Origin of the sequence: Neoakkermansia glycaniphila (assembly GCF_001683795.1) — a bacterium.
Taxonomy (GTDB): Bacteria; Verrucomicrobiota; Verrucomicrobiia; order Verrucomicrobiales; family Akkermansiaceae; genus Akkermansia; species Akkermansia glycaniphila.
The window spans coordinates 244989-270979 of the sequence record NZ_LIGX01000002.1 but is presented as its reverse complement, the minus strand read 5'-3'; the positions used below and the strand labels follow the sequence as shown (position 1 = coordinate 270979).

Annotated in this window: 17 protein-coding genes; 7 read left to right on the top strand and 10 right to left on the bottom strand. The window is 57.8% G+C overall.

All coding sequences use genetic code 11. The annotated features are described in order from the left end of the window. Positions 1-25: 25 nt before the first annotated feature. From gap to AC781_RS01925, 4 genes are all read right to left on the bottom strand, one after another. Positions 26-1030: a type I glyceraldehyde-3-phosphate dehydrogenase gene (gene gap, locus AC781_RS01940; protein ID WP_197677925.1), complete on the bottom strand. Its 1005-nt coding sequence runs from the start codon at positions 1028-1030 to the stop codon at positions 26-28. A gap of 276 nt (positions 1031-1306) precedes the next feature. After that, entirely contained in the window at positions 1307-2203 is an 897-nt protein-coding gene (locus AC781_RS01935; RefSeq protein WP_067772584.1) for a hypothetical protein, read from the bottom strand. Further along, positions 2200-2799, bottom strand: coding sequence for a hypothetical protein (locus tag AC781_RS01930; RefSeq protein WP_141675684.1), 600 nt, complete (start codon positions 2797-2799; stop codon positions 2200-2202). The genes AC781_RS01935 and AC781_RS01930 overlap by 4 nt, the downstream gene beginning before the upstream one ends. 151 nt (positions 2800-2950) lie before the next feature. Then, positions 2951-4948 (bottom strand): sialidase family protein, encoded by a 1998-nt coding sequence (locus AC781_RS01925; protein ID WP_172801739.1) that lies wholly within the window; start codon positions 4946-4948, stop codon positions 2951-2953. Between the two features lie 50 nt (positions 4949-4998). On the opposite strand from AC781_RS01925, the gene AC781_RS01920 reads away from it, so the two are divergent. Further along, complete coding sequence (locus AC781_RS01920; RefSeq protein WP_067772572.1) at positions 4999-6216, top strand: tetratricopeptide repeat protein; 1218 nt, start codon at positions 4999-5001, stop codon at positions 6214-6216. Positions 6217-6296: 80 nt separating this feature from the next. Here AC781_RS01920 and AC781_RS01915 read toward each other — a convergent pair whose 3' ends face one another. Then, entirely contained in the window at positions 6297-7280 is a 984-nt protein-coding gene (locus AC781_RS01915) for a cytochrome d ubiquinol oxidase subunit II (protein WP_083076401.1), read from the bottom strand. 7 nt (positions 7281-7287) lie between these two features. Next, positions 7288-8607, bottom strand: a complete 1320-nt coding sequence (locus AC781_RS01910) for a cytochrome ubiquinol oxidase subunit I (protein WP_067772569.1) — start codon at positions 8605-8607, stop codon at positions 7288-7290. Positions 8608-8836: 229 nt separating this feature from the next. On the opposite strand from AC781_RS01910, the gene AC781_RS01905 reads away from it, so the two are divergent. Beyond that, a complete protein-coding gene (locus AC781_RS01905; protein WP_067772559.1) occupies positions 8837-12955 on the top strand; it encodes an autotransporter domain-containing protein in 4119 nt (1372 codons plus the stop codon). Between the two features lie 154 nt (positions 12956-13109). Here the strand turns inward: AC781_RS01905 and AC781_RS01900 are convergent, their stop codons facing one another. The 3 genes from AC781_RS01900 to cysS all read right to left on the bottom strand — a co-directional run bounded on the left by AC781_RS01900 (position 13110) and on the right by cysS (position 17718). Continuing rightward, a complete protein-coding gene (locus AC781_RS01900; protein ID WP_067772839.1) occupies positions 13110-14336 on the bottom strand; it encodes a bifunctional 3,4-dihydroxy-2-butanone-4-phosphate synthase/GTP cyclohydrolase II in 1227 nt (408 codons plus the stop codon). A 119-nt stretch (positions 14337-14455) separates the two neighbouring features. Next, on the bottom strand, positions 14456-16135 hold the full coding sequence (locus AC781_RS01895; protein WP_067772554.1) for a glutamine--tRNA ligase/YqeY domain fusion protein: 1680 nt from the start codon (positions 16133-16135) through the stop codon (positions 14456-14458). 164 nt (positions 16136-16299) lie between these two features. Further along, positions 16300-17718 carry a cysteine--tRNA ligase gene (gene cysS / locus AC781_RS01890; protein ID WP_067772546.1) on the bottom strand — a complete coding sequence of 473 codons (1419 nt, stop codon included), beginning with the start codon at positions 17716-17718 and terminating at the stop codon, positions 16300-16302. Between the two features lie 206 nt (positions 17719-17924). Here cysS and AC781_RS01885 point away from each other — a divergent pair, with 206 nt between their 5' ends. The 5 genes from AC781_RS01885 to AC781_RS01865 all read left to right on the top strand — a co-directional run bounded on the left by AC781_RS01885 (position 17925) and on the right by AC781_RS01865 (position 24468). Then, positions 17925-19664, top strand: a complete 1740-nt coding sequence (locus AC781_RS01885) for a TrkH family potassium uptake protein (protein WP_172801738.1) — start codon at positions 17925-17927, stop codon at positions 19662-19664. Continuing rightward, positions 19661-20359: a potassium channel family protein gene (locus AC781_RS01880; protein WP_067772541.1), complete on the top strand. Its 699-nt coding sequence runs from the start codon at positions 19661-19663 to the stop codon at positions 20357-20359. Before AC781_RS01885 ends, AC781_RS01880 begins: the two co-directional genes overlap by 4 nt. 12 nt (positions 20360-20371) lie before the next feature. Next, positions 20372-20995, top strand: a complete 624-nt coding sequence (locus AC781_RS01875; RefSeq protein WP_067772535.1) for an HAD family hydrolase — start codon at positions 20372-20374, stop codon at positions 20993-20995. A gap of 86 nt (positions 20996-21081) precedes the next feature. Next, positions 21082-21816, top strand: a complete 735-nt coding sequence (locus AC781_RS01870; protein ID WP_067772533.1) for a class I SAM-dependent methyltransferase — start codon at positions 21082-21084, stop codon at positions 21814-21816. A gap of 168 nt (positions 21817-21984) precedes the next feature. Then, entirely contained in the window at positions 21985-24468 is a 2484-nt protein-coding gene (locus tag AC781_RS01865; protein WP_245741049.1) for an alpha-N-acetylglucosaminidase, read from the top strand. 66 nt (positions 24469-24534) lie between these two features. On the opposite strand, the gene AC781_RS01860 is transcribed toward AC781_RS01865, so the two are convergent. Further along, the gene (locus AC781_RS01860) at positions 24535-25947 is read right to left on the bottom strand and encodes a hypothetical protein (RefSeq protein ID WP_067772529.1); all 1413 of its coding nucleotides are present in this window, start codon (positions 25945-25947) and stop codon (positions 24535-24537) included. Positions 25948-25991: the final 44 nt, after the last annotated feature.

Sequence of the window (25991 nt, the reverse complement as noted above, 5' to 3'; positions counted from 1 at the left end):
AATCAATCCCTATGCCGATGGATCTTTACAGGCTGTCGCCGAGCTTCTTGAGAGCCTGGGCAGCGCGGTTGGAGTAACCCCATTCGTTGTCGTACCAGCCGCCGACCTTGACGAAGTTGCCGCCGAGAACGAGCGTCAGCTTGGAGTCGAAGATGCAGGAGTGCGGGTCGGAAACGATGTCCTGAAGGACGATTTCTTCGTCCGTGTAGCGGAGAACGCCTTTCATCGGGCCTTCAGCGGCGGCCTTCATGGCTGCGTTGATTTCTTCGACGGTGGCATCCTTCTTGAGGATGGCGACGAAGTCGGTGAAGGAACCCGTGGGGGTCGGCACGCGGAAGGATCCGCCATGAAGCTTGCCCTTGAGGGTGGGGATGACTTCACCGATGGCCTTGGCGGCGCCAGTGGAGGTCGGGATGATGTTGATGGCGGCGGAACGGGCGCGGCGAAGGTCGCTGTGCGGAAGGTCGAGGATCTTCTGGTCGTTCGTGTAGGAGTGGATGGTGCTCATCATGCCCTTGTCCACGCCGAATGTGTCGTCGAGTACCTTGACCATCGGGGCGAGGCAGTTCGTCGTGCAGGAGGCGTTGGAGACGATGTTGTGCTTGGCGGCGTCGTATTCGTTGTCGTTGATGCCGATGCAGAACGTAAGGTCCGGGTTGGTGGCCGGAGCGGAGATGAGAACTTTCTTGGCGCCTGCGTCGAGGTGCAGGGAAGCGCCTTCGCGCTTGGTGAAGAAGCCGGTGGATTCGAGGACGACGTCAACGCCGAGCTTGGCCCAAGGCAGGTCGGCAGGATTGCGTTCGGCACAGATGAGGATCTTGTGACCGTCGATGACGAGGTATTCGCCGTCGATGGAGACTTCGTGCGGATAGATGCCCTGAGTGGAGTCGTACTTCAGGAGGTGGGCCAGAGTGGCGGGATTGGTCAGGTCGTTGATGGCAACAACTTTGACGAGTTCTTCTTTGGGCATGGAACGCAGAACGTTGCGTCCGATGCGACCGAAACCATTGATAGCATATTTAGCCATAATAGGAGGTGACTTTGAAAGTTCGGGATGAATATTAAAGTCTTTGCCGTGCCACCTGGCAGAACAAAGCGCACCGAGTTTATCTGCTGGTTCGCCCTCCGTCAACACTAATCTTGTTCAGCCGGGATTTTTTCAGAGTCCGTGCCGAGAGTGTTTCTTGTTTTATTTTTGTTGATAATGAATGTGTTGTCGTTTTATTGCGAGCGGTTGCGGAAAGCTGAAGCCCCATGCAGGGGCATGGGGCTTAATGAAGCAGGGCGATGCCGCTCATGACTGTTTTCAACGTCCCATTTTGATGGGAGTCGTCCGCGGCTGGGATGGCGCCGGGGTGGAAGGTTTGTAGATGGGCTGTCGGTTGGGCGGCGGAGTGATGCTAGGACGCGTCGGCTGGGAAGGAGTCGGGCAGGTGTGGTTAGGCCTGTTCGGGCGGGGATAGACGACGGGCTGGACGATCTGGATGGGCTGAGGCGGGTAGGGGTAGGGGACGATGGTTGGGCCGTCGTCCACGACCATGGTGGTGTTGCTGCCGCGCGGGATGTTTTTGAATGCTTCGCGCAGGTCTTTGTTCTGCTGCTGGAGGGAGGCGATGCTGCCTTGCGAGGCCGTCAACTGGCCTTGCAGGGTGGCGATTTCGCCCTGAAGGGTGGTGATGCGTTCCAGCGCGGAGGCTCGTTTTTCACGCGTGCCGGAGACGGCCGGAGCCTGGTTTTTGATGGTTTCCCGGAAGGCGGCGGCTTCTTCGGCATGGGCAAGCCGGAGGGCTTCCTTTTCATTCCAGACTGCGGCGAGGTATTCGGCTTCGCGGGTGGAGATTTCCCCCTGTTCGGAGAAGATGGTCATGATGTCCGCGCCTCGCAGGTAGCGGGGCGCGCGTTCCGCTTCCGAGAAGGAGTTGCGGATGCGGTCTGCCTTGGCTTGTGCGGCCTGCTTGGCCGATTCCATTCGCTGGGTGACTTGTTCCGGCGTGAGGTCGAGTTTTTTCTGCCACTCGGGGGTGAGTTCGTTGTATTTGATTTTGGCGATGCCTCCGTCGTGGCGGATGCGTACGTGGTCGCTTCCTTTTTCAAGGATGGATATGTTGACGAGCGTGTCTTTATTGGCAAGCGTCATATCTTCGGCCTGCGCCATGGTCGCGAAGGCGAACAGGATGGCGGGCAGTATGGATGAGGTTTTCATGATTGAGGTGAGGATGGGGTGGAGGGTGTGGCGCTGTTGTTTGGAGTGCAGCGTGCGGTTTCGAGTTCGTTCCAGAGGCGAATCAATGCGGCGGCTTCGGCGTCGGGAAGTTCCGGATATCCCATGAGCGTTCGTATTTCTTCGGATGTGAAGGTCCGCGATGCCTCACGGGAGGCGCGGAGGGATTCGTTCAATTTGGCTGTTTGTTCGGCGGTGAGAGGGGGTGCGCCGTTGCGTCGATGGACGAATTCGGACCCTTTTTTGCTCCTTCCGTCGTTATGGCTGTCGTTTGGAAGGAGGGCGTAGGTGGCATTGATGGCCTGTAAGGCGGCGAGGTCGTCTTTTCTGCCGAGTCTTCGTGCTTCCTGTTCGTTCCATCGGTCGGCACGATAGGCGGCTTCGGGCATGTAGATTTGCCAGCTTGCTTCTGTGCCGAGGTTGCCGATGTCGTCGGCAGTTACATAGCGAGGCAATGGGGAAGCTGCCTGGCTCGATGGGATGCGCGGCCGGCTCGGTAAAGCCACAGCCTGTGCCTCAGGCAGGTGAAGGGCTACCGACAACAGGCAGAGGGTTGTGGTGGTTGCTGAGGCGATCATGGGGGTGGGTTTGTTTCGGGAATTGAACGAGGCGAGTCGTTGCCTTTGAGTGTGAGATGACGCGTTTGTCTGTTTTGTTCGATTTTTGGCGCCTTGTTGCCTTTATGGGCCGGAAATGCAAGAGGTGTTGCATTCCCGGCCGGATGCGGGTTTATTTGCCGCCGAGGCCGAGGTCGCTGTATTTGATGCGCAGGAAGTTGATACCAAGCGGTGTTTCATACAGGATGCCGATATGTTCCTTGTCGATGGGGGCGAGGCAGGAGTATCCGCAGCCGGGGCGGCTGTCGTAGGTGTAGGCTTTGCTCCATGTTTTGCCTTCGTCCTGCGATACCTGTATGCTCATGGTGTGGCGGCCTCCCTTGGTGTGGGGGTTGGAGAAGAAGAGGCAGCGGCCGGCCGGGGTGTCGTCCACGGCGATGAGGGAGGCCTGGCAGACGGGTTCGATGAGTGCCTTGCGGTCGGTTTCATGCATGGTCCACGTTTTGCCGAGGTCTTTGGTGATGCCTACGGTGCGGGAGCCGCCGCGGTTGTCGCGGCAGTTGAGCATGAGTGAACCGTCCGCGAGTTCGCAGACCTGGCATTCGGTGGTGTCGATTTTGATGCCGGTGCCGTAAGTCCATGTTTTGCCGTTGTCTTTGGAGTAGCAGATGGTGGAGTATGGTTTGCCTTTGTCCGTTTCATCGTTTTTGCCTCGGTACTGGGCAGGGAAGACGAGGGTGCCGTCTTTCATGGTGATGCCCATGCCGGGGCCGGGCAGGACGAGGCGCCATGCGGGATCCTTGATCTGGGGGGTGATGTTGGTGATTTCCTTGCTCCATGTTTTGCCGTCGTCATCGCTGTGTACCATGACGAATTGTCCTGTTTCTTCGGGTTTCATGCCGGGAGCGGAGCCTCCCCATGAGTTGCCTTTTTTGTGGTACCAGAGGGCGGAGAGCCAGATGCGGCCCGTTTTGGCATCCTGCAGGATGCAGGCGTCGCCGCAGCCGTCGTAGCCGTGTTTGGGGTCATTGCCGGTGTCCATGGCGACGTAGGGATCGGTCCATGTCTGGCCGCCGTCGGTAGAGCGTGCGACGGCTACGTCGATGTCGGCGGCCAGGTCGCCGTGGTGGCGGTAGCGGGCATCGAAGCTGGCGATGAGGGTGCCGTCTTTGGTGCGGATCATGCCGGGGATGCGGTAGCCTTTGGATTTCAGGTCTCCGGGCTGGGCGACTTCATAGCCGAAGTTTTGCGTGCTCTGGACGGCCATGCGGTTTTGCGGAGCAGGTTTACCGTCGATGAGGACGCTTCCGGCCGAGGCCGTGAGGGTGTGGTCAAGGTTGGCTTCTTTCGAGAGTTTGACGGAGACCCATATCCAGTTGTTGCCGGATTTGAGCGGCATGTCTCCCGTGAACGTGAGTGGCCCGCTTGCCTTGTCGGGTTTGGCGGGGGTGAAGACGGCGGTGCCGATATGGGTAGCATCGGAGGTGCCGGAGTAGAGGGTGACTGATTCGATGTCTTTCGGGTCGGCGTTGAAGTTGATGGTGACGCCCGTGAGGTGTTTGGCTTCCTTGACACCCAACGCCGGGATGTTGACGCCGAGGACGGGGTTGTATTCCTTGCGCTGCATGACGGGGTAGATGCCGGGATGCTTGAAGGAGACGATGCCGACTTTCATCGGCGTGTTCGGGATGAGGAGCAGGTCGTCCAGCAGGACTCCTCCCTTCGGGGCGGCGGTGGAGACGAAGCGCAGTTTTTCCGTGCCGGCAGGGATAGTGGCTTTGATGTTCGTTTTGTAGCCGCCGACGGAGATGCTGTTGTTTTCGGCGATGGTTTTGGTGCCGTTTTTACCAATGGCCTCGATGCGGAAGGCGAAGGGGTTGGCTCCCGTCCAGCGTTCGGCCCAAAGTTCCATGCCGGTGTCTTCTTTCGGGATTTCGGCCAAGGCCAGTTCGACCGTTTTGTTTTCGCCTCCTTTGATGTGGAGGCCTTGTTTGCCCGAGCGGCCTTTGCCGTGAATGGCGGCGTTGTCGGGGGCTGCCGTCAATTCACCGTACATGGTGGCCGTTTTGGTGAAGTTGCCTTGTTTCGCCTCTTCGAAGCTTTCTTGGGCATGTGTCGTCGTCGCCAAACCGGCGGCAGCCAGCAGGGAAAGGTAAAAATAAGACTTCATACGTTCTAATGATATGAAAAACATCGAATCATGGCAAGGAGAAAAGACGTATGCAACTCTCCGGTACGGGGTGGGGCGCGATCGGTTTCTGTTGTTTCCAAGGCGGGGTGATGACTTTGTTTGTGATTGACAGACAGGTGAAAGCGGATATGTTAATTCGTGATATGAGCATGCATTGTTCCTACCTTATGGCAGTAGTACCGGTTCTTGTCGGTTCCGTCGTTGCAGCTGACGCCCAGCCCTCCGATTCAGAAATCAATACCTCCCTTATACGCCAAAAAGCGGAAGCCGGGGATATGGTGTCCCAGCGGCGCATGGGTATTTTGTATCTGGCTGGTTCCGGCGGTTTGGAGAAAAGTCGCGAAGAGGGAATCAAGTGGTTGAGAAAGGCTGTTTTGCAAGGTGATGTAACGGCTCAGGGCATGCTTGGCATGTGCTTGGTCTTTAACGAGCATTCATGGGGTGTTTCCATGGAGAATGGGAATGTACAGTTTGGCATCAGGCTTCATCTGGATCTACAGACCAATAAGAGAAATTTGATTGAGACGAATGCCAACAGGGCCGAGTATCGAGAGGGTATGGATCTGTTGAAGCCTATCGTTCAACAAGATGAAGGCGCTTTGGTTTTTTTTGTGTGCGGCCTTTTGTTTGATCGAGATGATGCCGTCAGGGAGCAGGGATGGTCTATCGTGCATGAGCTGCAAAACGATCCGTCGGAGGATGAACGGATGATGGCTGTTTTAATATCGGGACTCGTGGGAATTGCGAGCCAATATCCGGATGCAAGGAATAGAGGTATCGAACTTCTGACGGAAGGGTTGTCGAAGATGCATGACAGGGAGAAGATTGAACCGATTTTCATGTCCGTCATGGCGCTGTATGGTGGCGATGTTCAGACTTTGAGAAGTTTGCTGGAGAAGATGGCCGCGGAAGGAAATACGGATGCAGAAGTGCTGTTGGCTATGAGTTATGCGGATGAGGATGATGGCAAGGAACTGGAATGGTATGAAAGCGCGGCTCGAAAAGGCAACCTGAAGGCGATGGTGTGCTTGGCGTATGGATATTTCCATGGTACCTTTGTGCCAAAAGATGAGGCCAAAAGTTTCAGGTGGATGACTTTGGCCGCTGAAGGCGGCAATGCGCAGGGTATGTCCGGTCTGGCCGAATGTTACCGGGAGGGTTTCGGGGTGGAAAGAGATGAGAAGAAGGCCATGTTCTGGGAGATGAAGGCCCAGGCCGCCATGAAGCAGGAGAAGGATTCGGATTGATCGGTGTTCATTCGTTTCATGAAAAAACGCTGTCCGGTTTGGACAGCGTTTTTTTATTTGAATGATGGTGCTGCGGTCTGTCAGTCGTCGTAATGGATTTCATTGTTCGCTCCGTGGAAGATGCGGTAGGCGATGACGGTGTACACGATGACGAGGGGGAGGGAGATGACGACTCCAAGCAGGAGGGCCGAGAGGGAGGCGGTGGATGCCGCGCCTTCTACCAGCGACATGTGGCCGCGGATGATGTCGGGGTAGCAACTGAGGGAGAGGATAGCGACGCCAAGGATGAAGATCAGTACGGTGAGGGCGAAGGGTACCCAGATTCCTTTGTCCGGCATTTTTCCGAGCCGGGCCAGTGTGATGACGACGGCGAAGGCCAGGACGGCGGATATTCCGCTGAGAATGGTGACGGCGGATATGGATGCTGCCGGGAAGAGGGGAGAAGCAATGGCGATGACGGCAGCTAGCAGGACGGAGATGCGTATGCCTGTTTTGGCCCACGAGACGGCCTGCTGCCGCAGGCTGCCCGTTGTTTTCATGATGAGCCAGCAGGCTCCGACGAGTACATAGGCGGCAACAGCGAGCAGGGGCATGAGCCAGACGGCGGCCGTGTATTCGAAGCCGCTGACGAAGAGTCCGAGCATCCAGCCCTGGGAGAGGGCAACAATGAGCGAGCCTGCGAAGAGTGCCTTGTCCCAAAGGGGTTTGTGTTTCGGTGAGGCTTTGACGCGGAATTCGAAGGCGGCTCCCCGGAAGAGGAGGGCGATGAGCATGATGGCCGTGGGGAGGTATAGCGCGCCGAAGACGATGCCCTGTGCGGCGGGGAAGGCGACGATGATGATGCCGAGGGCGAGCAGGATCCATGTTTCGTTGGCGTCCCAGAAGGGGGCGATCGTGTCGATCATGCGGTCGCGTTTCTTTTCTTCTGCGGCGATGCTGAGGATGCCTACGCCGAGGTCGTAGCCGTCCAGCACGATGTAGATGAGGAGGGTGAGGGCGATCAGGAAGCCGAAGACATCCGGCAGCAAGGCCGTGTCGATCATGAGGAATGTGGGAGAGTCCATGGCGGGATCAGTCGAGAGGTTGAATAGTGTTGGTTTGAGCTGCCTTGCGAGCCAGATAATAGATGGCGTACAGGAAGGCGGCCAGCAGGATGACGTAGCCCGCGATGTAGCAGGCGAAGGTGGAGGCGACCATGCCCGAACCTGTCTTGGTGGCGGCATCGGCCGTTTTCAGGACTCCGTGGATGATGTAGGGCTGGCGGCCCATTTCCGTGGTGTACCAGCCGGTGAGGGTGCCGACCCAGCCGGAGAAGGTCATCCAGACGAAGACTTTGGCCCAGAAGGGGGTGATGTCTTTCCTTCGTTTGAGGACCCATGTGCCGGCGATGGAGACGACGAGCATGGCGAGGCCGGTGAAGACCATGATGCGGAAGGAGAAGAAGACGGGAGCGACCGAGGGGTGTTCGGGGAACTGGTCGAGGCCTTTGACTTCGCCGTTGAGATGGTGGGTCATCAGGAGACTGCACATTTTCGGGATGCCGATTTCGAATTTGTTGCTTTTCGTTTCGGGATCCGGGATGGCGAAGAGGAGGAGGGGGGCTCCTTTTTCGGTTTTCCAGATGGCTTCGGCGGCGGCCATGGTCTGAGGCTGGTGCTGGGAGGTGTTGTAGCCGTGCATGTCGCCGACGACCCATTGCATGAGGGAGCATGCCAGCGCGGTGTAGATGCCGGTGCGCAGGCCGGACATGACGTCCGGGGCGCGGTCGCTGCGCAGCCAGCGGTAGGCCGATATGCCCGCGAGGAGGAAGGCGGAGGTGAGTCCGGCCGCGATCATCATGTGCAGGAAGCGATAGATCATGGACGGGCTCATGATGACGTCGTACCAGGAGGTGACGTGGACGATGCCGTCCCGCACTTCAAAGCCTTGCGGAGTGATCATCCAGCTGACGAGAGACAGGATGATGAAGCCGGAAAGAGTGGCGCCGAATGCGACGAGGAAGGTGGAGAGGGTGTGGAACCATGCCGGAACCTTTTTGTAGGCAAAGAGGACGATGCCCAAGAAGGTGCCTTCCAGAAAGAAGGCGAGCAGGACTTCATAGGCGAGGATTGGCCCCGCGACGTTGCCTGCCATTTCGAGGAAGCCGGGCCAGTTGGTGCTGAATTGGAAGGGCATCGTGATGCCGCTCGCCACGCCCAGAGCGAAGGTGAGGGCGAAGATTTTGACCCAGAAAAAGTAGAGTTTGATCCATTTTTCATCCTTCGTGCGGGAGTATCGCATTTTGAAGAATACCAGCAGCCAGCCGAGTCCCAGAGAGATGGTCGGGAACAGGATGTGGAAGCTGATGTTCAGTGCGAATTGCAGACGTGAGAGTAATAGCGTGTCGTCCATAATTTAGATTAACTCTTGAAAAGTAGCATACGTTTTTATGTACCGCAAGAGAAAAAGTCCGGTTAGGATAACGGTTTTCAACCGGGGGGCGGTGACCGTTCCGGTAAAAGATCATGATTTTTTGTATGATACTATGTTTTTCGCTTGTCACCCTGCCCAAAATAAGATAGACATGAATGCAAGAATGCTTACATGGCATAGATAACCTACTATTGATCGATTTTATAATATGAAACTCCATCTCCCCATCGGCCTTCGCGCCGCTCTGCTGGCTTTGGTTGCACTGCCTCTTTCCGCGACTCCCGTTTTTGTGGACGGCGTGACCCAGACAAGCGGCTTTTACGATATCAACAAGACGTGGAATCGCGATCCGAATTTTCCGGATAATGAGTTGTGCTGGGCTGCATCGTGCAGTAATGTGATTCAATTCTGGCAGGATAAGTACGGAGTGTTTTACGAGGGCAAGGATCCGCTGATTCACGGTACGGCGGTGGCGGGCGACTGGAGCCGTTCCAATATTTTTACGGCATTCAAGCAAAGCTTTGTCGATGATGGCGGCAACGGCTACTTCGGGTATGCGTGGTGGTTGCGTGGTTCAACGCCTCAATTCCCGAATATGAGGCCCAATACGGCGGTTTCGACTTCCTTTTTTTCCAAATATTATGCCAATGCGGATTCCTGCTCGGTTTTCTTGACGATGCAGGAGTTGAACCAGAGGCAGATGGTCAACGGCCTGACCACGAATATGCCCAAGTACGGCCCGGCATCCATCGGTGTCGTGTGGGTCCAGCAGATAGGTGACGTGGCTGGCAACTGGGGTGGTCATGCCATGACGATCTGGGGTTACGAGCTCAATAACGACGGGACACTCGGCAAGCTGTTCATCGCGGACAGCGATGACGAGCCCGCGCAAGGCGGGCAGCCGACGCGTGCGCGCATGCACGAATTTACCATCCAGAACCAGAACGGATATTACTGGATCAATTACGACGGTACCATCGGGCGTATCGAAGAGTTTATTTTCCTGCGGACGGCTCCCGTCCTTGAAAGCATGTATACCGAATATTCGGCCAATACGCTTGTTTGGTCGGGTGGTGCCAATGCTTGGTCTCTGAATAAAACAAGCGATCTGCCGACAGCTGCGGCCGGCTGGACGGCCGATGCCAAAAATAAGGCGTACAACAGCTATTATACGGACGGGCGCGATGTGCTGTTTGCCGGCAACGGTGCGGGCGATGTGACCCTGACGGGCAGGCTTTCCCCCAAGTCGGTGAAAGTGGATAGCGCTTCGGATTATGCGTTTATCGGTTCCGGTTCGTTGAATGGCGCGATGAAGCTGACAAAGCAGGGCGCTGGTACGCTGACCCTGAATATGGCCAATTCGTATACGGGCGGCACGGATCTCAACGGGGGCACCCTGGTGGTGAAGAATGCCAATGCCCTCGGTACGGGAGCTTTGACGATGAACGGCGGTATTCTCGATATCGGCGGTACGGGTACGCTCGGTTCCGTGACGGTCGCTTCTCTGGATGCATCTTCCGGGTATTTCAAGTTCGATTTGTCCGGAGCCGACGGCAAGAGCGATCTGTTGAATGTGACAGGTACGCTGGCTGTGAACGGTACGGTCAAGCTGATTCTTTCCAATGTAGGCGGCGCCTATATGCCCGGTTTTTATTCGCTCATGTCGTACGGACAGTTGCAGGGCGATTTGTCCCTGCTGCTTCCCGATCCGGTCATCGGGTTCGATTTCGGTGTGAGTTCCACCAATAACCGCATTATCCTTTCCGTTTCCACTAATGGTGAATCGGCCGATGATCTGGTGTGGAAGACGGGTAACCGCATTTGGTCGATCGGCGATGACGGCGGCATGGATGTGCTGACGTATCAGAATGGCATGGATGTGAATATCGGGCTTTACCGCCACATCGAGGTGGGTGAGGAAGTCTCCCCCTTGTCCACACTGGTTGATTGCGATCACGATATTCTGATGGACGGCGCCGGGCATATTGCCGGTTCCGGACAGTTGACCAAGGCGGGTGTCGGTACGCTGACGATTGAGACCAACAATACGTATACGGGTGGTACTCTTCTGAAGGGAGGCATGCTCGTGGCTGTGGCGGAATCGGCTCTCGGTTCCGGCAATATCACGATTGAAGCCGGTGCTCTGGATCTGAGAGACCACACCCTGTCCAACAAGATGTCGATCCTCGGCGAGGCGACACTTTACGGTGTCTCGCAATACATGGGCGATGTGACGATCGATCAGGGAGCGGCGGCCTTGACCGTGTCCGGACCGATGCAGGCTTCTACGCTGACTCTGAAGGAAGGTACGATCAACGCGGATGGCGACCACAGCGTGTTGACTGCCGGCAGCTACAACATGTCGCAAGGTGTGGTGAATATCGAGCTCGCCGGTGCCGGAGCCCTCACCAAGGTTTCGGATGGAGCGGTGACTTTGAACGGCGCCAATTCCTATGCCGGTGGTACGACCATGAACGGCGGCACACTGATTGCCGGGAACGATAAGGCTTTCGGCACGGGAGGAATCGTCGCGACACAAGGTGCATTGAAACTGAATTCGAAGGCTGTGTCCAATGACCTGGCCGTGCGCGGAGGCAAGGTGTCACTCTCCGGCGCCGAGCTGTACAGCGGCAATGTTTCGGTCAATTCCGGTGAATTGAGCGTGGCATACGGTACGCTCATGAATTCCCTGACGACGACGAGCGGTACGGTGACTCTTCTGGACAAGAAGGCTGTGTCTCCCGTGTTGCAGTCGATGGGTATTTTGCCGATGTCCGATGCGGCTTCGGAAACGGCTGCTCTCGGTTTGATGTCCGGCGGTGTGATCGATGCGAATTCACGTTTGAACTTTACCATGCCGACTCAGGCCGATGCCACTCCGTTCATCGTGACGGGCGGCAATCTGCGCGTGGAAGGCGGCAAGTTCCATTTTGCCAAGTCCGGCGAACAATTCTATTCCCAGACCCCCGAGCATGTCGTACAGGTTCTTGCTGCGCCCGTGGATGGGGGCAGCATTACGCTCGCCGGCAAGGTGGATGTGGAGTACGATTCCATGCTGTACAAGTTCTACCAGAAGGATTCCATCGCCGTGTCCTATAATGCTTCGACCGGAGTTCTGGAGCTGACGGCAGACCGGAATACGGGAGATTTCTACGCGGACCATGCCATCAATCCCACGCTGGATTCGGTGAGTACGACGGGTGGCAAGCTTCTTGACCGCGCCTTGCAGGCCAAAGACCCGCAGAAGAATGATCCGAATTCCGCTCTCGCGAAGATCATGGATTCCGTGGACGGCAATCTGACGAGCCAGTCCTTCAGCGCAGCTTCCCAGACGCTTGCCGCTCTGGCAGGCAGCACGACGACGGCACTCAGCTCCGCTTACACGCAGGCTTTGAGTACGCAAATGTTCGCCATTCGCAACCGGATGACGACGATGGGTGCAGGCGAAGGCTGCGTGCCTTCCGAATTGCCCTACTGCAATATGTGGTTCAATGCGGACGGAAGCCACCTCAAGCTGGATTCCGACGGCCGCGAAGCCGGTTATACGCTCAATAGCTGGGGTGGTACGCTTGGAGTGGATTGCGACTTTTCGGAACGCATCACGGCAGGCGCCGCTTTCTCGGTGCAATCCGGCGATCTTTCGTCCAGCGCGGCCGAATCCGCCAAGGGCGATCTGGACAGCTTCTACGTGAATCTCTTCCTGCGTGCTCAGGTGAAGCGTTGGGGGCATGCTTTCATCTTGACCGGAAGCCGTGCCAATATGAGTCTTGACCGCTCGTTCTCCGTCGGTTCGGATTATTATACATCCCGCGGTACGACCAACGGTACGGCTATCGGTGCGATGTACGAACTGTCGTACGATATTCCGCTCGATGTCGAATCCCGCACGCTGCCGATGCTTCAGCCGCTGTTGAATGTGTCCTGGACGAGTTCCAGCGTGGATGCCTATTCCGAAACGGGGCTGGGCGATGCCGGGTTGCATGTCGGCAAGCAGGACGTGAGCTTTGCGACCATCGGTCTCGGTGCGCGCTATCTGGCGGACGTGGGCCACAATATTTTCAACCGCAAGGGTATTTTCGAAGCCCGCGCCATGTTGCTCCAGGATATGGGCGACCGCCGCGGCGAAGCCGATGTGGCCATGCTTGCCGCGCCGTCTCAGGCGTTCGGCGTGCGTGGTGCGGAACCCGGCAGCACGCGTATCGAAGTCGGTGCAGGGTTGACGATTCCGGCCGGTATGAACAGCGACGTATTCGTGAACGCGAATGCCGAGTTCTGCTCCGGCGCTACGGGCGTGAGCGGTGCGGTCGGTTACCGTTACCAGTTCTGATCGGACGTTGCCATTCAATCGACAAAACCCGTCCGCCTTCCGGTGGGCGGGTTTTTGTATGATATGTGTGATATGTTTTCGAATGCGAGAATGAAAAATCCCGGCGGGACAGGCCTCGCCGGGATTGTATGTTGAATGGCTGTGGAACCGGGTATCAGATTTTGTGCCCCATTTTGTCCCGCTTGGTGGCGAGGTAGAAAGCATTGCTTTCATTGGGGCATACGCTGATGGGAACCTGTTCGACGATGTCGAGGCCGTGGCCCGAGAGGCCGACGATTTTCTTCGGGTTGTTGGTCATCAGCCGGAGGTGGCGCACGCCGAGGTCGCGCAGGATTTGCGCGCCGACTCCATAGTCCCGCAGGTCGGCGGGGAAGCCGAGCTGGATGTTGGCTTCTACGGTGTCGAGTCCCTGTTCCTGAAGTTTGTAGGCATGCAGTTTGGCCGAGAGGCCGATGCCGCGGCCTTCCTGCCGCAGGTAGAGGATGATGCCGCCTTCTTCCGAGACGCGTTTCATGGCGGTGTGGAGCTGGCTGCCGCAGTCGCAGCGGCGGGAGGCGAAGACGTCTCCTGTGAGGCATTCGCTGTGGACGCGGGCCAGTACGGGTTTGGTCGGGTCGATGTCGCCGTGGACGAGTGCGAGGTGAACGGCTCCGTCCACCTTGGAGCGGTAGGAGTGGCAGATGAAGTTTCCGTAGTCGGTCGGGAGGTTGATGGTTTCTTCCTTTTCGACGAGTTCTTCTGTGTGCTGGCGGTATTCGATGAGCTGGGCGAGGGTGCAGGCCTTGAGGGCGTGTTCCCTCTGGAAGGCGCCGAGATCGCCGATGCGGGCCATGGTGCCGTCGTCCTTCATGATTTCACAGCAGACGCCTACGGGTTGCAGGTGCGCCATGTTCATGAGGTCGACGGTGGCTTCCGTGTGCCCGGCACGCCTGAGGACGCCGCCTTCGACCGCGCGGAGCGGGAAGACGTGGCCCGGCTGGACGAAGTCGTCCACCGTGGCTCCCGGTTCGGCCAGCTTGATGGTGGTGATGGAGCGTTCGAAGGCGCTGATGCCGGTGGTGGTGCCTTCGCGGGCATCGACGGATACGGTGAAGGCGGTGTGCAGTTTTTCCGTGTTGCGCTTGCTCATGAGCGGCAGGCCCATGGCATCCACTTTTTCCGGAGCCATGGGGACGCAGATGAGGCCGCGGGCATGGGTGGCCATGAAGTTGATCATTTGCGGCGTGGCGAATTCGCCGGCGCAGATGAGGTCAGCTTCGTTTTCGCGGCCGGGATCGTCGGTGACGAGGATCATGCGGCCCTGCTTGAGTTCTTCGAGGATTTCCGAGAGGGGGCTGAAGACGAGGGGATCGTCGCCTTCGGCTACGGGTACGGAGTTCATGCTGGGAGCAGGGGCGGTTGCGCCGGGTATGGCGGCGGGCAGCATGTTCTGCTGCTGAGTCTGCGGTGCGAATCCGCCGATATCGAATGTTTCGGGTGTGCGAACTTGTTTCATGTTGCTTATTTGGCTTTGGCCCATGAGTCTTTCAGGGCGACGGCGCGGTTGTAAACGGGGTGTTCCGGTGCATGGTCGCGGCGGTCGGCGACGAAGTAGCCGAGGCGTTCGAACTGGCAGACGAATTCGGGTTCTGCAGCTGCCAGTGCGGGTTCGATTTTCGCGTGGGCGATGATGTCGAGAGAGTCCGGGTTCAGTGCGGCAAGGAAGCCTTCTTCGTGGGCATCCGGGTTTTCACAGGAGAAGAGGCGGTCGTACAGGCGCACTTCGGCATCGACGGCATGCGGTACGGCAACCCAGTGAATGGCCGTTTTGCATTTGATGCCTTCGGGCGGGTTGTTGCCGATGGTGCCGGGGATGATTTCGGCCTGTACTTCGGTGACGTTGCCCGCTTCATCCGTGCAGTATCCGGTGCAGGTGACGCAGTAACCGCCGCGCAGGCGGACGGTGCGGCCTACGCCGAGGCGGAAGTATTTCTTGGGCGGGTCGATCATGAAGTCGTCCTGTTCGATCCATACTTCGCGGGTGAGGGTGAGTTCCCTCGTGCCTTCTTCCGGTTTTTCGGGGTTGTTGACGACGGTGACGGTTTCGCTGTGGTTGGCCGGGAGGTTGGTGAGGACGAGTTTGAGGGGGCGAAGCACGGCCATTCGGCGTGGTGCGGTGGCATTGAGTTCGCCCCGGACGCTGTGTTCCAGCAGGGCTACATCCGTAATGCCGTTGAATTTGGTGATGCCGACGGTTTCGCAGAAGTTGCGGATGGCGGCGGCGGGGTAGCCTCGGCGGCGCATGCCGGAGATGGTGGGCATGCGGGGATCATCCCAGCCGGAGACGCGTTTTTCCTGTACGAGCTGGAGCAGCTTGCGCTTGCTCATGACGGTGTAGGTGATGTTGAGGCGGGAGAATTCCGTCTGGCGGGGGCGGCTCGGCACGGGGCAGTTGTCGATGACCCAGTCGTAGAGGGGGCGGTGGTTTTCGAATTCGAGCGTGCAGAGGGAGTGGGTGATGTGTTCGTAGGCGTCTTCCAGCGGGTGGGCGAAGTCGTACATCGGGTAGATGCACCATTTGTCTCCCGTGTTGTGGTGTTCGGCAAAGACGATGCGGTAGAGGATGGGGTCGCGCATGTTCATGTTGCTGGACGCCATGTCGATTTTGGCGCGCAGGACGGCTTTGCCTTCGGGGATTTCGCCGTTTTTCATGGCGGTGAACCGGGCGATGTTTTCTTCGATGCTGCGGTCGCGGTAGGGCGAGTGCGTGCCGGGCGTGACGAGGTTGCCGCGCTGGGCGCGAATGGTTTCTACGTCCTGTTCATCGACGTAGGCCAGGCCGTTGTTGATGAGGTGGACGGCGCAGTCGTAGAAGAAGTCGAAGATGTTGCTGGCGAAGTAGAGGTTGTTGCCCCAGTCGAAGCCGAGCCACTTGATGTCCGACTGAATGCTGTCCACATATTCCTGATCTTCCTTGCTGGGGTTGGTGTCGTCGAACCGCAGGTGGCAGCGTGCGCCGACGGAAGCGTATTCGAGAGCAAGGCCGAAGTTGAGGCAAATGGCCTTGGCGTGCCCAATGTGAAGATAGCCATTGGGTTCCGGAGGGAAGCGCGTGACAGGTGTTTTGCAGTTGCCGGAGGCGAGATCGTTGGCAATCATCTCGCGGATAAAGTCGCGGCGTTCGGACTGTGGTGTCGTCATGCACTTTTCTACCCCCTGAGCCGCTTGGCTGCAAGCCTTTTCCAAGGGCATGACGCGGGTGTGGGGGAAACAGTCCGGAGCGCTGGCCGATTCTTGTGTCCGACTACGAAAATCCCCTGCCGAAGCAGGGGATCGTTGAGCTGTTCCGGGGAGTGGCTGGCGAATCAGTTTTTCGTCAACTGGTAGCCGTCCTTGCCGTCTTTGACGGTCCAGCCGAGGGCGGCGAGTTCGTCGCGCAGGGTGTCGGAGGCGGCCCAGTCTTTGTTTTGGCGGGCTTGCCAGCGGCGTTCGGCGAGGGCGTGGATGTCGTCCGGGATTTCGATTTGTGCGTCGAGGTCGGGCAGGATGATGCCGAAGGCTTCGAGGATGAAGCGGAGAGCGAGCCATTGTTGCATGGCTGCATCTTTGTCCATTTCGGCAGGTTTGAGCCGTTTGATGGCGCTGAAGACGTGGCCGAGGGCTTCGGGGGTGTTGAGGTCGTCGTTGAGGCTGTCCCATGCGGCCTGGAATGCGCCGAGTGCAGGCTGCATTTTGGCAAGTTCCCGGTAGGAGGGGGCTTTGGGGCTGCCGGCTGCTGTGGCAAGCGTTTTTTCGGCACGGGCGAGGCGTTCCAGCGCGGAGGTGGCATCGGCCATGGAGTTGAGGGTGAAGTTCAGAGGGCGGCGGTAGTAGCCGCCCGCGAGGACGTAGCGGAGGGCTGCGGGGGTGTAGCCTTTGTTCTGCAGGTCTTCGAGGGTGAACATGTTGCCGAGGGATTTCGACATTTTGCCGCCGTCGACGAGGAGGTGGGTGATGTGGAACCAGTGGCGCGCGAAGTGGCCGCCGCAGGCGCAGCGGGATTGGGCGATTTCGTTTTCGTGGTGGGGGAAGACGAGGTCGACGCCGCCGGAGTGGAGGTCGAAGGTGTCGCCCAGGTATTTGTGGATCATGGACGAGCATTCGAGGTGCCAGCCGGGGCGGCCTTCGCCCCACGGGGATTGCCAGTAGTTGGCTCCGTCTTCGGGACGGCGGGCTTTCCACAGGACGAAGTCGGCAGCGGCGTCTTTTTCGTATTCGTCGGCATTGGCCCGCTCGTTGGCCGTTTTGCCGATTTCGAGTTCGCGTTTGTCGAGGTGGGAGAGCTGGCCGTAATCGCTGTATGAGGCGATGCGGAAGTAGACGGAGCCGTCGTCGGAGGGGTAGGCGTGGCCTTTGTCGACGAGGGCTCGAACCATGGCGATCTGTTCGGGGATGTGCGCGACGGCTGAGGGTTCGATGTGGGGGGGAAGGCAGTTGAGGGCGGTGCAGTCGTTGTGGAATTTCTGCGTCCATCCGGCGGTGAAGGCGTCGAGTGTCATGCCGGCCTTTTGGGAGTCGCGGATGGTTTTGTCGTCGACATCGGTGAGGTTGCGGACGTGTTTGGTGTTTTGGCCTCCGAGTTCGACGACGCGGCGGAAGACGTCCTGCAGGACGAAGGTGCGGAAGTTGCCGATGTGCGCCGGTCCGTAGACGGTCGGTCCGCAACAGTAGAACCGCAATGTTTTGCCATCTACTGCTTGCACGGGCTTAAGCCCTCCGGACTGTGTGTCGTACAGGTTCAACATGGGCGTATTTCAACTTAATTCGGGCGTTCGGTCAAGACGGGAAGGTGTCAGAGGGCGTTTTCTCGAGTGAGGAGATGGCGAGGCTTCCCATCATTATGCTTGTATTTGCCGAAGGGAGGAGTAGAATATGGGTGCCCATGGCTGAATCCAGTACAAAAAAGCGGTTGGCGCTCTTGGAGTTACCCGAAATTATTACGGGCTTTCTGATGGCATTGGTCGTTTTCTGGGAGATCGGCTGGCACCGTGTGGAGAGTGCTTCGGAGCAGCTGTTGTTTCTGGATTCCTATCGCGAGATTCTGTTCGGTTTGTCCGTGGCGTATTTTGTGCTGGTGATCAGCCAGGGGGTGTTGCTGAAGTTTCTGCATAAGACGGTCGGGCGTGATTTTTGGGTGAAGGCCGGGTTGAGTCTGGCGACGCTGTTTTTCTCCGCCAATATGTATATGCCGTTTGTGGATGTTCCGTATGCGGCGCAGCGGGGTGTCAGCAATACGCTGTATTTCTGTGCTGGATGGTTTTCCTATCTTCTGGCGCGCCGTTATTATCTGGATCGTGCTGCGGGGAAGTTCGGCAAGGGGCGGTCGGCGTGGCCTCCGGCGCTGTTGTTCCTGGTGTCGATTATCGCGCTGGCTCTGGTGGGTGCTTTGTTTTTGCTGACGCCGGGTGCGTCTCATGTGCCGCTGTCGCTGGTGGATTCCATTTTTGTGAGTACGAGCGCGATGAGCGGTACGGGGCTGTTGCCGGGCAGCGTGATGTCGAATCTGACCCCCATGGGGAAGATGGTGGTGCTGGTGCTGATTCAGGTGGGTGCGTTCGGGGTGATGACGTTCACGTATTTCCTGTCGCTGATTGTGGGGCAGGGGATGTCCGTGCGCGACCGGGTGACGTTCAGCAATATTCTGGATCAGCAGGGTGTGGCCAAGGCGGCGACGCTGATCAAGGGGATGGTGATTCTGACGTTTGTGATGGAGGCGCTGGGCGCGGTGGGGTTGTGGTATGCGTGGCGCGGGCTGGAGGGCGTGCCGCAGGATCATTTGTGGTGGTATGCGATTTTCCATTCGATTTCCGGGTTCTGCAATGCGGGGATCAGCCTGTTCCCGGATAATATGGCGCAGGGGTGCGTGGCCTATGACCGGTTCGGGCAGGGGATCATGATTCTGATCATGTTTGCCGGGTGTTTCGGTTTTGCGGTTTATATCGAGTTCATCAAGCGTATGCGTATCAGGCTGGGGCTGCTGAAGGATCAGTTTCTTCCGCCGCACTGGTCCACCCATACGTGGCTTGCGGTGCGGATGACTTTGATTGTGGCGTTGGGCGGCGGCCTGATTCTGGGGCTGCTCGGGTATTTTGAGCCGTCGCAGCATGCAGCGCAGTCACTGGGATCTTCGATTTGGGAAGGCGTGTATAATTCCGTGGGGCGTACGGCGGGGTTCAATATTTCCAATATCGGGACGTACGGCGTGGTGTATGCGCTGTTTCTGGCTTTTTTGGTGTTTATCGGGGGGAATCCGGGTTCGACTGCAGGCGGTTTGTTTACGACGGTGTTCGCCACGGTGTGCATGGAGGTGAAGCGTGTGGTGTGCGGCCAGCAGGATGTTGAGTTTCACCGGAGGCGTATAGCGAGGAAGACGGTGGAGCGTGCGGTGGCGACGATGATTCTGCTGATTTTCTGGCTGTGCCTGATGACGATGATTCTGCTGCTGGTGGAGCCGAAGATCGCCGCTTCCGACCAGGGGGTGCTGAAGGTGTTTTTCGAGGTGGTCAGCGCCTATGTGATGTCCGGCTTTTCGCTCGGGATTACAGCCGATCTGAGTACGGCGGGCAAGTATCTGATCATTCTGAATATGATCGTGGGCCGCGTCGGCATTTTCTCTTTCTTGCTCGCGTTTATCGGTACGCCCGAGACGAAGCTTATCCGTTATCCTGAAACTCGTTTACCATTATCATGAAATACGTTATTATCGGTGCGGGCCAGTTCGGCCGTGCCCTCGCCCTGAAGCTGGCCGATACCGGGAATGAAGTGACCGTTCTCGATGAGAAGGAAGCCGTCGTGACGGAATTGAAGGATCGTGTGGCGTATGCCCTTGTGGGGGATGCGACCGATCCCCGCACGTTGCGCCAGCTCGATCTGACCGGAGATGATCTGCGGGTGATCGTGGCGATCGGCGAGGGGTTCGAGCGCAGTATCATGATTACGGGGCTGCTGAAGGAGATGGGGGTGAAGCATATTTATGCGCGTTCGGTGAATACGATTCATGCGCGCATTTTGAAGCTTCTCGGCGTGGACGGGCAGATCCGGGCGGAGGAGATTGCCGCCCAGCAGCTGGCGGACAGGTTCATGAATATGTCCCTGCTGCATTTCCGCAAGATCGATAGCAGCCATGCTCTGGCCGAAGTGCATCTGCCTTCCGACTGGATCGGGAAGCAGTTGAAGGATGTGGATTTGCGTTCGAAGTACAAGCTGAATTTGCTGACGGTGCGGCGCGGCGTGCTGTCCGAGACGGGTGACGATGTGCTGGCGACTCCCAATGCTCCGGTGATCGATTTCCCTGAGCCGGATATGGTGTTCGAGCAGGACGATATGCTGGTTCTGTTCGGCCTGGAAGAGTCTTTGAAGAAGTTTGCCGAGCATTTCGGCGTGTGACGATACAGTGCGATGAGTGAAGGTTTTTCTGTGCCGCATGAAGAGTATGCGGGGTATATTTTCGATTTGGACGGTACGCTGGTCGATAGCATGGTCGCCCATTATAGGGCATGGCGCATGGCTTTGGCCGAGCAGGGTGCTCCTGAAGAGGTGTTCCGCAAACCGGAGTTTCTGGCGCACGGCGGATGCTCCGCTCAGGATATCGTCGCTTCCCTGAATGCCTGCTATGGGCTGGAGATGGATGCGGATGCGGTGGCGGCGCGCAAGCGGGCGCTGTATCTGGAGTTGATCGAGAGCGGGAGTCTGGAGCCGATCCGGGAGACGGTGGAATTTGCCCGCCGGATGCAGGGGCGTGTGCCGATGGCGATTGCGACGGGCAGTGCGATGCCCGGCGCGCTGGCGAGTTTGAAGTCTGCCGGCCTTGAAGGTTTGTTCGAGTTGATCGTGACTCCCGAGATGGTGGAGCGCGGCAAGCCTTTTCCCGATATTTTCGAGGAGGCCGCCCGCCGCATGGGGGTGGAGCCGGGCCGTTGCCTTGTGTTCGAAGATGCCGATCCGGGGATCGAAGCCGCCAGGGCGGCCGGGATGGACTGGGTGCGCGTGCCTCCGAGCGAGCGGCTGATGGATGAGGAGTGAGCGAATTTGTACCGTTTTGTCATACGGGAATTGCGCCTTGCGTTCTTCCTGCTGCCGTGTTTGGATGATGGAGGAGAGTTTTTCTCATGAAGGAGAATAAGTACGATCAACCTGCGTTTTTCGAGCAGTATAGCCGCATGGCGCGTTCCGTCCAAGGGTTGGAGGGAGCGGGAGAGTGGCATGTTTTGCGGAGGATGCTGCCGGACTTCCGCGGGAAGCGCGTCCTGGATCTGGGGTGCGGGTTCGGCTGGCATTGCCGGTATGCGGCGGAGCAGGGAGCTGCCGCCGTGGTCGGAGTCGCTCTTTCGGAGAGGATGCTGGAGGTTGCGAGGGAGAGGAATGGGTTTGACAATATGGCGTATGAATGCAAAGCAATCGAGGATTTCGAGTTTGTGCCGGATTCGTTCGATGTGGTGGTGAGTTCGTTGGCGTTTCATTATCTGGAGTCATTCGATTTTGTGTGTGAACGTGTGTATCGATGCCTGTCTTCCGGCGGGGCATTCGTGTTTTCGGTGGAGCATCCCGTTTTTACGGCAAGCGGTCGTCAGGACTGGGCATACGGTCACGGCGGAGAGCGTTTGCACTGGCCCGTGGACCGGTATTTTTCGCCGGGCAGGCGCGAAGCCTGTTTTCTGGGTGAAAGTGTGACGAAGTACCATCGCACGGTGGAGGAGTATGTGGGCTGCCTGCTCGCTCGTGGTTTTGCCCTCAAGGGGTTGGCCGAGCCTCAGCCGGATGAAAAGGCCGTGCGGGAGGTGCCGGGGATGGCGGATGAATTGCGCCGGCCGATCTTCCTGATTCTTTCTGCAGTCAAGGCTTAGGAGTTTTTTCGTTGTCGACTTTTGTTGTGATGTGAAATAAATGCATCCGATTGGCCGTATATTTGCCATATGGTCAAGTTTTGTGTTGCAGGCAGGAGGGGCAGTCGTTGCGGGTTGATATTCGGTTATTGCTTTATGGTGCTGTTGTGTATTGTGCCGGGGTGGGGCATGCCTCAGTCCGAGATGGATGCTGCGCGTGCAGTGATGGAGCGGGCGGTACCCGCTCTGCGCGAGAAGCCCCGGATGCTGGCGCTGGAAGCGATGGAGCAGGAGGGCGGGCTTGATGTTTTCGAGACGAAATCCGAAGGAGGCGTGTTGACGGTAAGGGGTAGCAGCGGCGTGGCTTTGTGCCGGGGTTTCTACGATTTCGTCAAGGCGAACGGTATGGGGATGACGGATTGGGAGAACAGCCGGATGGTTTGGCCCGAATCGCTTCCGGCCGTTTCTGCCCGCAAGGTGTTTTCTCCGTTCCGGTATCGTTATATGTTCAATGAGGTGACGTATGGCTATTCCATGCCGTATTGGACATGGGAGCGGTGGCAGAAGGAGATCGACTGGATGGCGTTGCACGGCATCAATATGCCTCTTGCTCTGGTGGCTAATGAAGCGATTGCGACGCGTGTCTGGCGGCAGATGGGGCTGACGCAGGCCGAGATCGACGAGTTTTATGTAGGGCCTGCCCATCTCCCCTGGCAGCGTATGGGAAATATCGTGAATCACGACGGAGCATTGTCCGATGCGTGGCATGCGGATCAGGTGGCCCTGCAACACAAGATTCTTGAGAGGATGAAGTCACTCGGCATGCATCCGGTGTGCCCGGCCTTTTCCGGGTTCGTGCCGAAGGGCATGAAGCGAGTACATCCCGAAGTAGCCGGGAGTTTGACCCAGCCTGTGTGGAATGCGGGGTTCGGGCCATCCAAGCGGACACATTTCCTGTCGCCGGATCAACCGTTGTTTCAAGAGATAGGCACTCGTTTCATGACGGAATGGCAAAAGGAATTCGGGCGTAATACGTTCCACCGTGCCGATTCCTTCAATGAGATGCCTCTTCCGGTCGCGGCCGACGATCCCCGTGCCAAGGAGATTCTGGCGAAGCTCGGCGAGGAGGTGTATGCCTCTCTCAGCAAGGCGAATCCCGAGGCCGTGTGGGTGATGCAGGGCTGGATGTTCGGCTACCAGCGCAATATCTGGAACCACGAAACGCTGGAAGCTCTTCTGAGCAAGGTGCCGGATGACCGGATGCTGCTGCTTGATCTGGCGACGGATTACAATGCCGATTTCTGGAAGAATGGAATGAATTGGGATGTATTCAAGGGGTTCTGCGGGAAGGGCTGGATTTACTGTGTGGTACCCAATATGGGCGGCAAGGGGGCGATGACGGGCAATCTGGAGCATTACGCGAATGGCCATGTGAAGGCTCTGGAATCCGCCAATCGGGGAAAGCTGCTCGGTATGGGGATGGCTGGAGAAGGGATCGAAACCAATGGAATCGTGACGGAACTTTTTCTCGATGCCGCATGGCGCGATCATCCTGTGCCGCTCGATTCGCTGATAGCCGATTATTGCCGGGCGAGATACGGGGCGTATCCGGATTCGATTCGCGATTCATGGCAATCTTTTCGCAAGACGGTGTACGGCAGCCTTTGCGATCATCCGTATTTCAACTGGCAGCAGGCCCCGGGCAGCCGGGGAGGGTGGGCTCCGCTTCTGAATGAAGAGTTCCTGAAGGGTATTTCCAGGTTCGTGCATACGCAGGGGTTGGAGGATTCTCCGCTGTTTCGTCAGGATTGCATTGAGCTCACGGCCCATTATCTGGGAGCCAGAATGGCACAGGCCAAGAAGGCTGCGCTGGAAGCGCTCGACGAGCAGGATGCCGTGCGCGCACGAGGCTGTATGAAGGAGTTTCGCCGTCTGGCCCTTGAGTGCGACAGCTTGCTGGAGCGGCATCCGACATGGCGGCTTGAAAACTGGATTGCGCTTGCACGTTCACACGGTTCGACCAAGGTGGCACAGGATGCATACGAAGAGAATGCGCGGCGCATTGTGACGCTGTGGGGGCCTCCGGTGAACGATTACGCCGCCAAGGTATGGAGCGGGCTGATTCGCGATTATTATTTGCCTCGTTTCGAGAGGTATGTGGAAGGCCGTCTTGAAGGGAGCAATCCCGATTTGCCCTCATGGGAAGAGGCATGGGTGCATTCGACGACTCTCAGTCCCGCCTCTCCGGTGCAGGATGTCGTTGCGGCATGCAGGGCGGCGGTCGACCGAGCAGTTCCCTTGCCGGATGCGTTGACCAAGGGGGCAGCGGGCGAAGTGGTCGGCAACTGGTCTCCGGCCGAAATATCCACGGATTGGAAGGAAATTTCGTGGCCGCTGGCTCCGGGAGATTTGAAGAGGATGAAAGGAGTGCGTTTCGTCTATACGTCCGGTGATCATGCCCTTGACATCAAAGATGTCGAGATTGTAGGAGACGGCGCGGTGATCGCTGCGGACAGGCACGAAGGCTGTGCCGGATCTCCGTCGCTCAAATCGATGTACACGTTTGATATTCCCGCAGAGGCGAATGCCAACAACGGCTGTGAGATTCGAGCCAGGGTGCGCGGGAACGGTGGTTCCCGATCCAATGGCAAGGTGGAAATGATCGTTCGCTGAACAAGAAACAACGGCTGGAGCCGCGTACTTTCCGGCATAATGCCGGGAGAGGCAGGCAAGAAGAATTTATTTCTTCTTGCCGCTTTTTTTGTCGGCCTTGTCTTTTTGCATGGCCGTTTCGGAACGGAGGAAGACTTTGACGATTTTCTTGTCTTTTTCATCCCAGTCCGGGCATGACATGATGCCTTTCAAGGCGCCGTCGTCCTGCAGGTTGAGTTGAAGGATGCCATCCGTCCGGCGGTAAATGTTGGCCGTGGCTGCATCGGGGTCGAAGCTGCCGCCCGTGATGTTCAGCAGGATGCGGTAGGGTTCGTCGGATTCGGGTTCGAGGATGACGCGGCCCTTGAGTTCCATGATGGCTCCGTCGAGGTAGGGATCGGCAAGCGTGGCTTCGACGAGGGCGGATTTTTCCGACGGGTCGCAGCTCATGACGACGAGGGAGAGTTTGCCGGTTTGCGTGCCGCAGGCCCATTCGCCGACGTACGATTCACCGGAACCGAAAGCTGAGATGAATTGCTTGCGTTCTTTGGCGATTTCGGCCTTGCGCGCGGCGGCCTTCGCTTCCGCTTCCTTCTTTTCGGCGGCTTCGCGTTCCGCCTTCTGTTTATCGGCAGCTTCGGCTTCGGCTTGGCGAAGGGCATTCTGCTGGCTTATCTGTGCCAGAATTTTTTGTTCGCGAGCAATGTTCTGTGCGGTGGTTGCTTCCTGAAGTTTGGCGATTTTATCCTTGAGCTGTCCTGCGAGGGCTTCTCCTTCTCCTTCGTTCGAAGCGAGCATGTTTTGCGGTACGAGATCCTTGACGATGGTGCCGTCCAATTGCTTGAGCGGCTGGAGGTCGATGCTGGTTTCGCTGACGGTCCAGGCGCCGTCTTCCTGTTTGCTTGCCTTGAGGGTGCCGCGCAATTCCAGAATGTCGCCTGCGGAGGCCGTTTTGGCGTAAGCGGTAGGTGAAGCAAGGGCTAGAATTTCCTGAATCAGGCTTTTCACGGGTTCTTCAGGCTGGTAGGCGGCTTTTGCTTCCTGTGGGATTTTGTCTTCCTCTTCTCCGGCGAGAAGGAGGAAGCATGCATCGGGTTTCAGTGCTTCCTGTACGATGGGGTTGACCGAACTGCGCAGGCGGGCCAGCTCAGCGGGTGCGGGCATGCGGGTGTAAAGATCGTCGTGAAGCTTGAGCAAGACGGTGACATCGGCAGCCGTACCTGCTGCATCCGTGCCCGTCGGCACGATGCGGATGTCCGTAATGTCGGCAAGGGTACAGCCTTTCAATGCTTCGGGAAGGCTGGCCCGGACGATTTCGGGCGACGGTACGTCGGCAGCGGGCGGAGCCGGCTTGTCTGTGGCGGCATCGGGGCCGGAAGGAGCGGGCTTGTCACCGGTAGCGGGTGCCGGAGAGGCATCCGATGTTTTTTCGCCGCAGGACGGAGCAAGAGTGCAGAAGGATAATGCCAGCGCTGCCGAGGTGATGAGTCGCGTTTTCATATGCAATGAATGAAATGAGGGAGATGGAACCTCCGGTTCTTGGT

What these genes read in the sequence shown, in the direction of transcription:
- AC781_RS01935 (WP_067772584.1), bottom strand. Translation starts at nt 2,203, where the DNA reads ATGAAAACCTCATCCATACTGCCCGCCATCCTGTTCGCCTTCGCGACC.
- AC781_RS01930 (WP_141675684.1), bottom strand. Translation starts at nt 2,799, where the DNA reads ATGATCGCCTCAGCAACCACCACAACCCTCTGCCTGTTGTCGGTAGCC.
- AC781_RS01925 (WP_172801739.1), bottom strand. Translation starts at nt 4,948, where the DNA reads ATGAAGTCTTATTTTTACCTTTCCCTGCTGGCTGCCGCCGGTTTGGCG.
- AC781_RS01920 (WP_067772572.1), top strand. Translation starts at nt 4,999, where the DNA reads ATGCAACTCTCCGGTACGGGGTGGGGCGCGATCGGTTTCTGTTGTTTC.
- AC781_RS01915 (WP_083076401.1), bottom strand. Translation starts at nt 7,280, where the DNA reads ATGGACTCTCCCACATTCCTCATGATCGACACGGCCTTGCTGCCGGAT.
- AC781_RS01910 (WP_067772569.1), bottom strand. Translation starts at nt 8,607, where the DNA reads ATGGACGACACGCTATTACTCTCACGTCTGCAATTCGCACTGAACATC.
- AC781_RS01905 (WP_067772559.1), top strand. Translation starts at nt 8,837, where the DNA reads ATGAAACTCCATCTCCCCATCGGCCTTCGCGCCGCTCTGCTGGCTTTG.
- AC781_RS01900 (WP_067772839.1), bottom strand. Translation starts at nt 14,336, where the DNA reads ATGAACTCCGTACCCGTAGCCGAAGGCGACGATCCCCTCGTCTTCAGC.
- AC781_RS01895 (WP_067772554.1), bottom strand. Translation starts at nt 16,135, where the DNA reads ATGACGACACCACAGTCCGAACGCCGCGACTTTATCCGCGAGATGATT.
- cysS (WP_067772546.1), bottom strand. Translation starts at nt 17,718, where the DNA reads ATGTTGAACCTGTACGACACACAGTCCGGAGGGCTTAAGCCCGTGCAA.
- AC781_RS01885 (WP_172801738.1), top strand. Translation starts at nt 17,925, where the DNA reads ATGGCATTGGTCGTTTTCTGGGAGATCGGCTGGCACCGTGTGGAGAGT.
- AC781_RS01880 (WP_067772541.1), top strand. Translation starts at nt 19,661, where the DNA reads ATGAAATACGTTATTATCGGTGCGGGCCAGTTCGGCCGTGCCCTCGCC.
- AC781_RS01875 (WP_067772535.1), top strand. Translation starts at nt 20,372, where the DNA reads ATGAGTGAAGGTTTTTCTGTGCCGCATGAAGAGTATGCGGGGTATATT.
- AC781_RS01870 (WP_067772533.1), top strand. Translation starts at nt 21,082, where the DNA reads ATGAAGGAGAATAAGTACGATCAACCTGCGTTTTTCGAGCAGTATAGC.
- AC781_RS01865 (WP_245741049.1), top strand. Translation starts at nt 21,985, where the DNA reads ATGCCTCAGTCCGAGATGGATGCTGCGCGTGCAGTGATGGAGCGGGCG.
- AC781_RS01860 (WP_067772529.1), bottom strand. Translation starts at nt 25,947, where the DNA reads ATGAAAACGCGACTCATCACCTCGGCAGCGCTGGCATTATCCTTCTGC.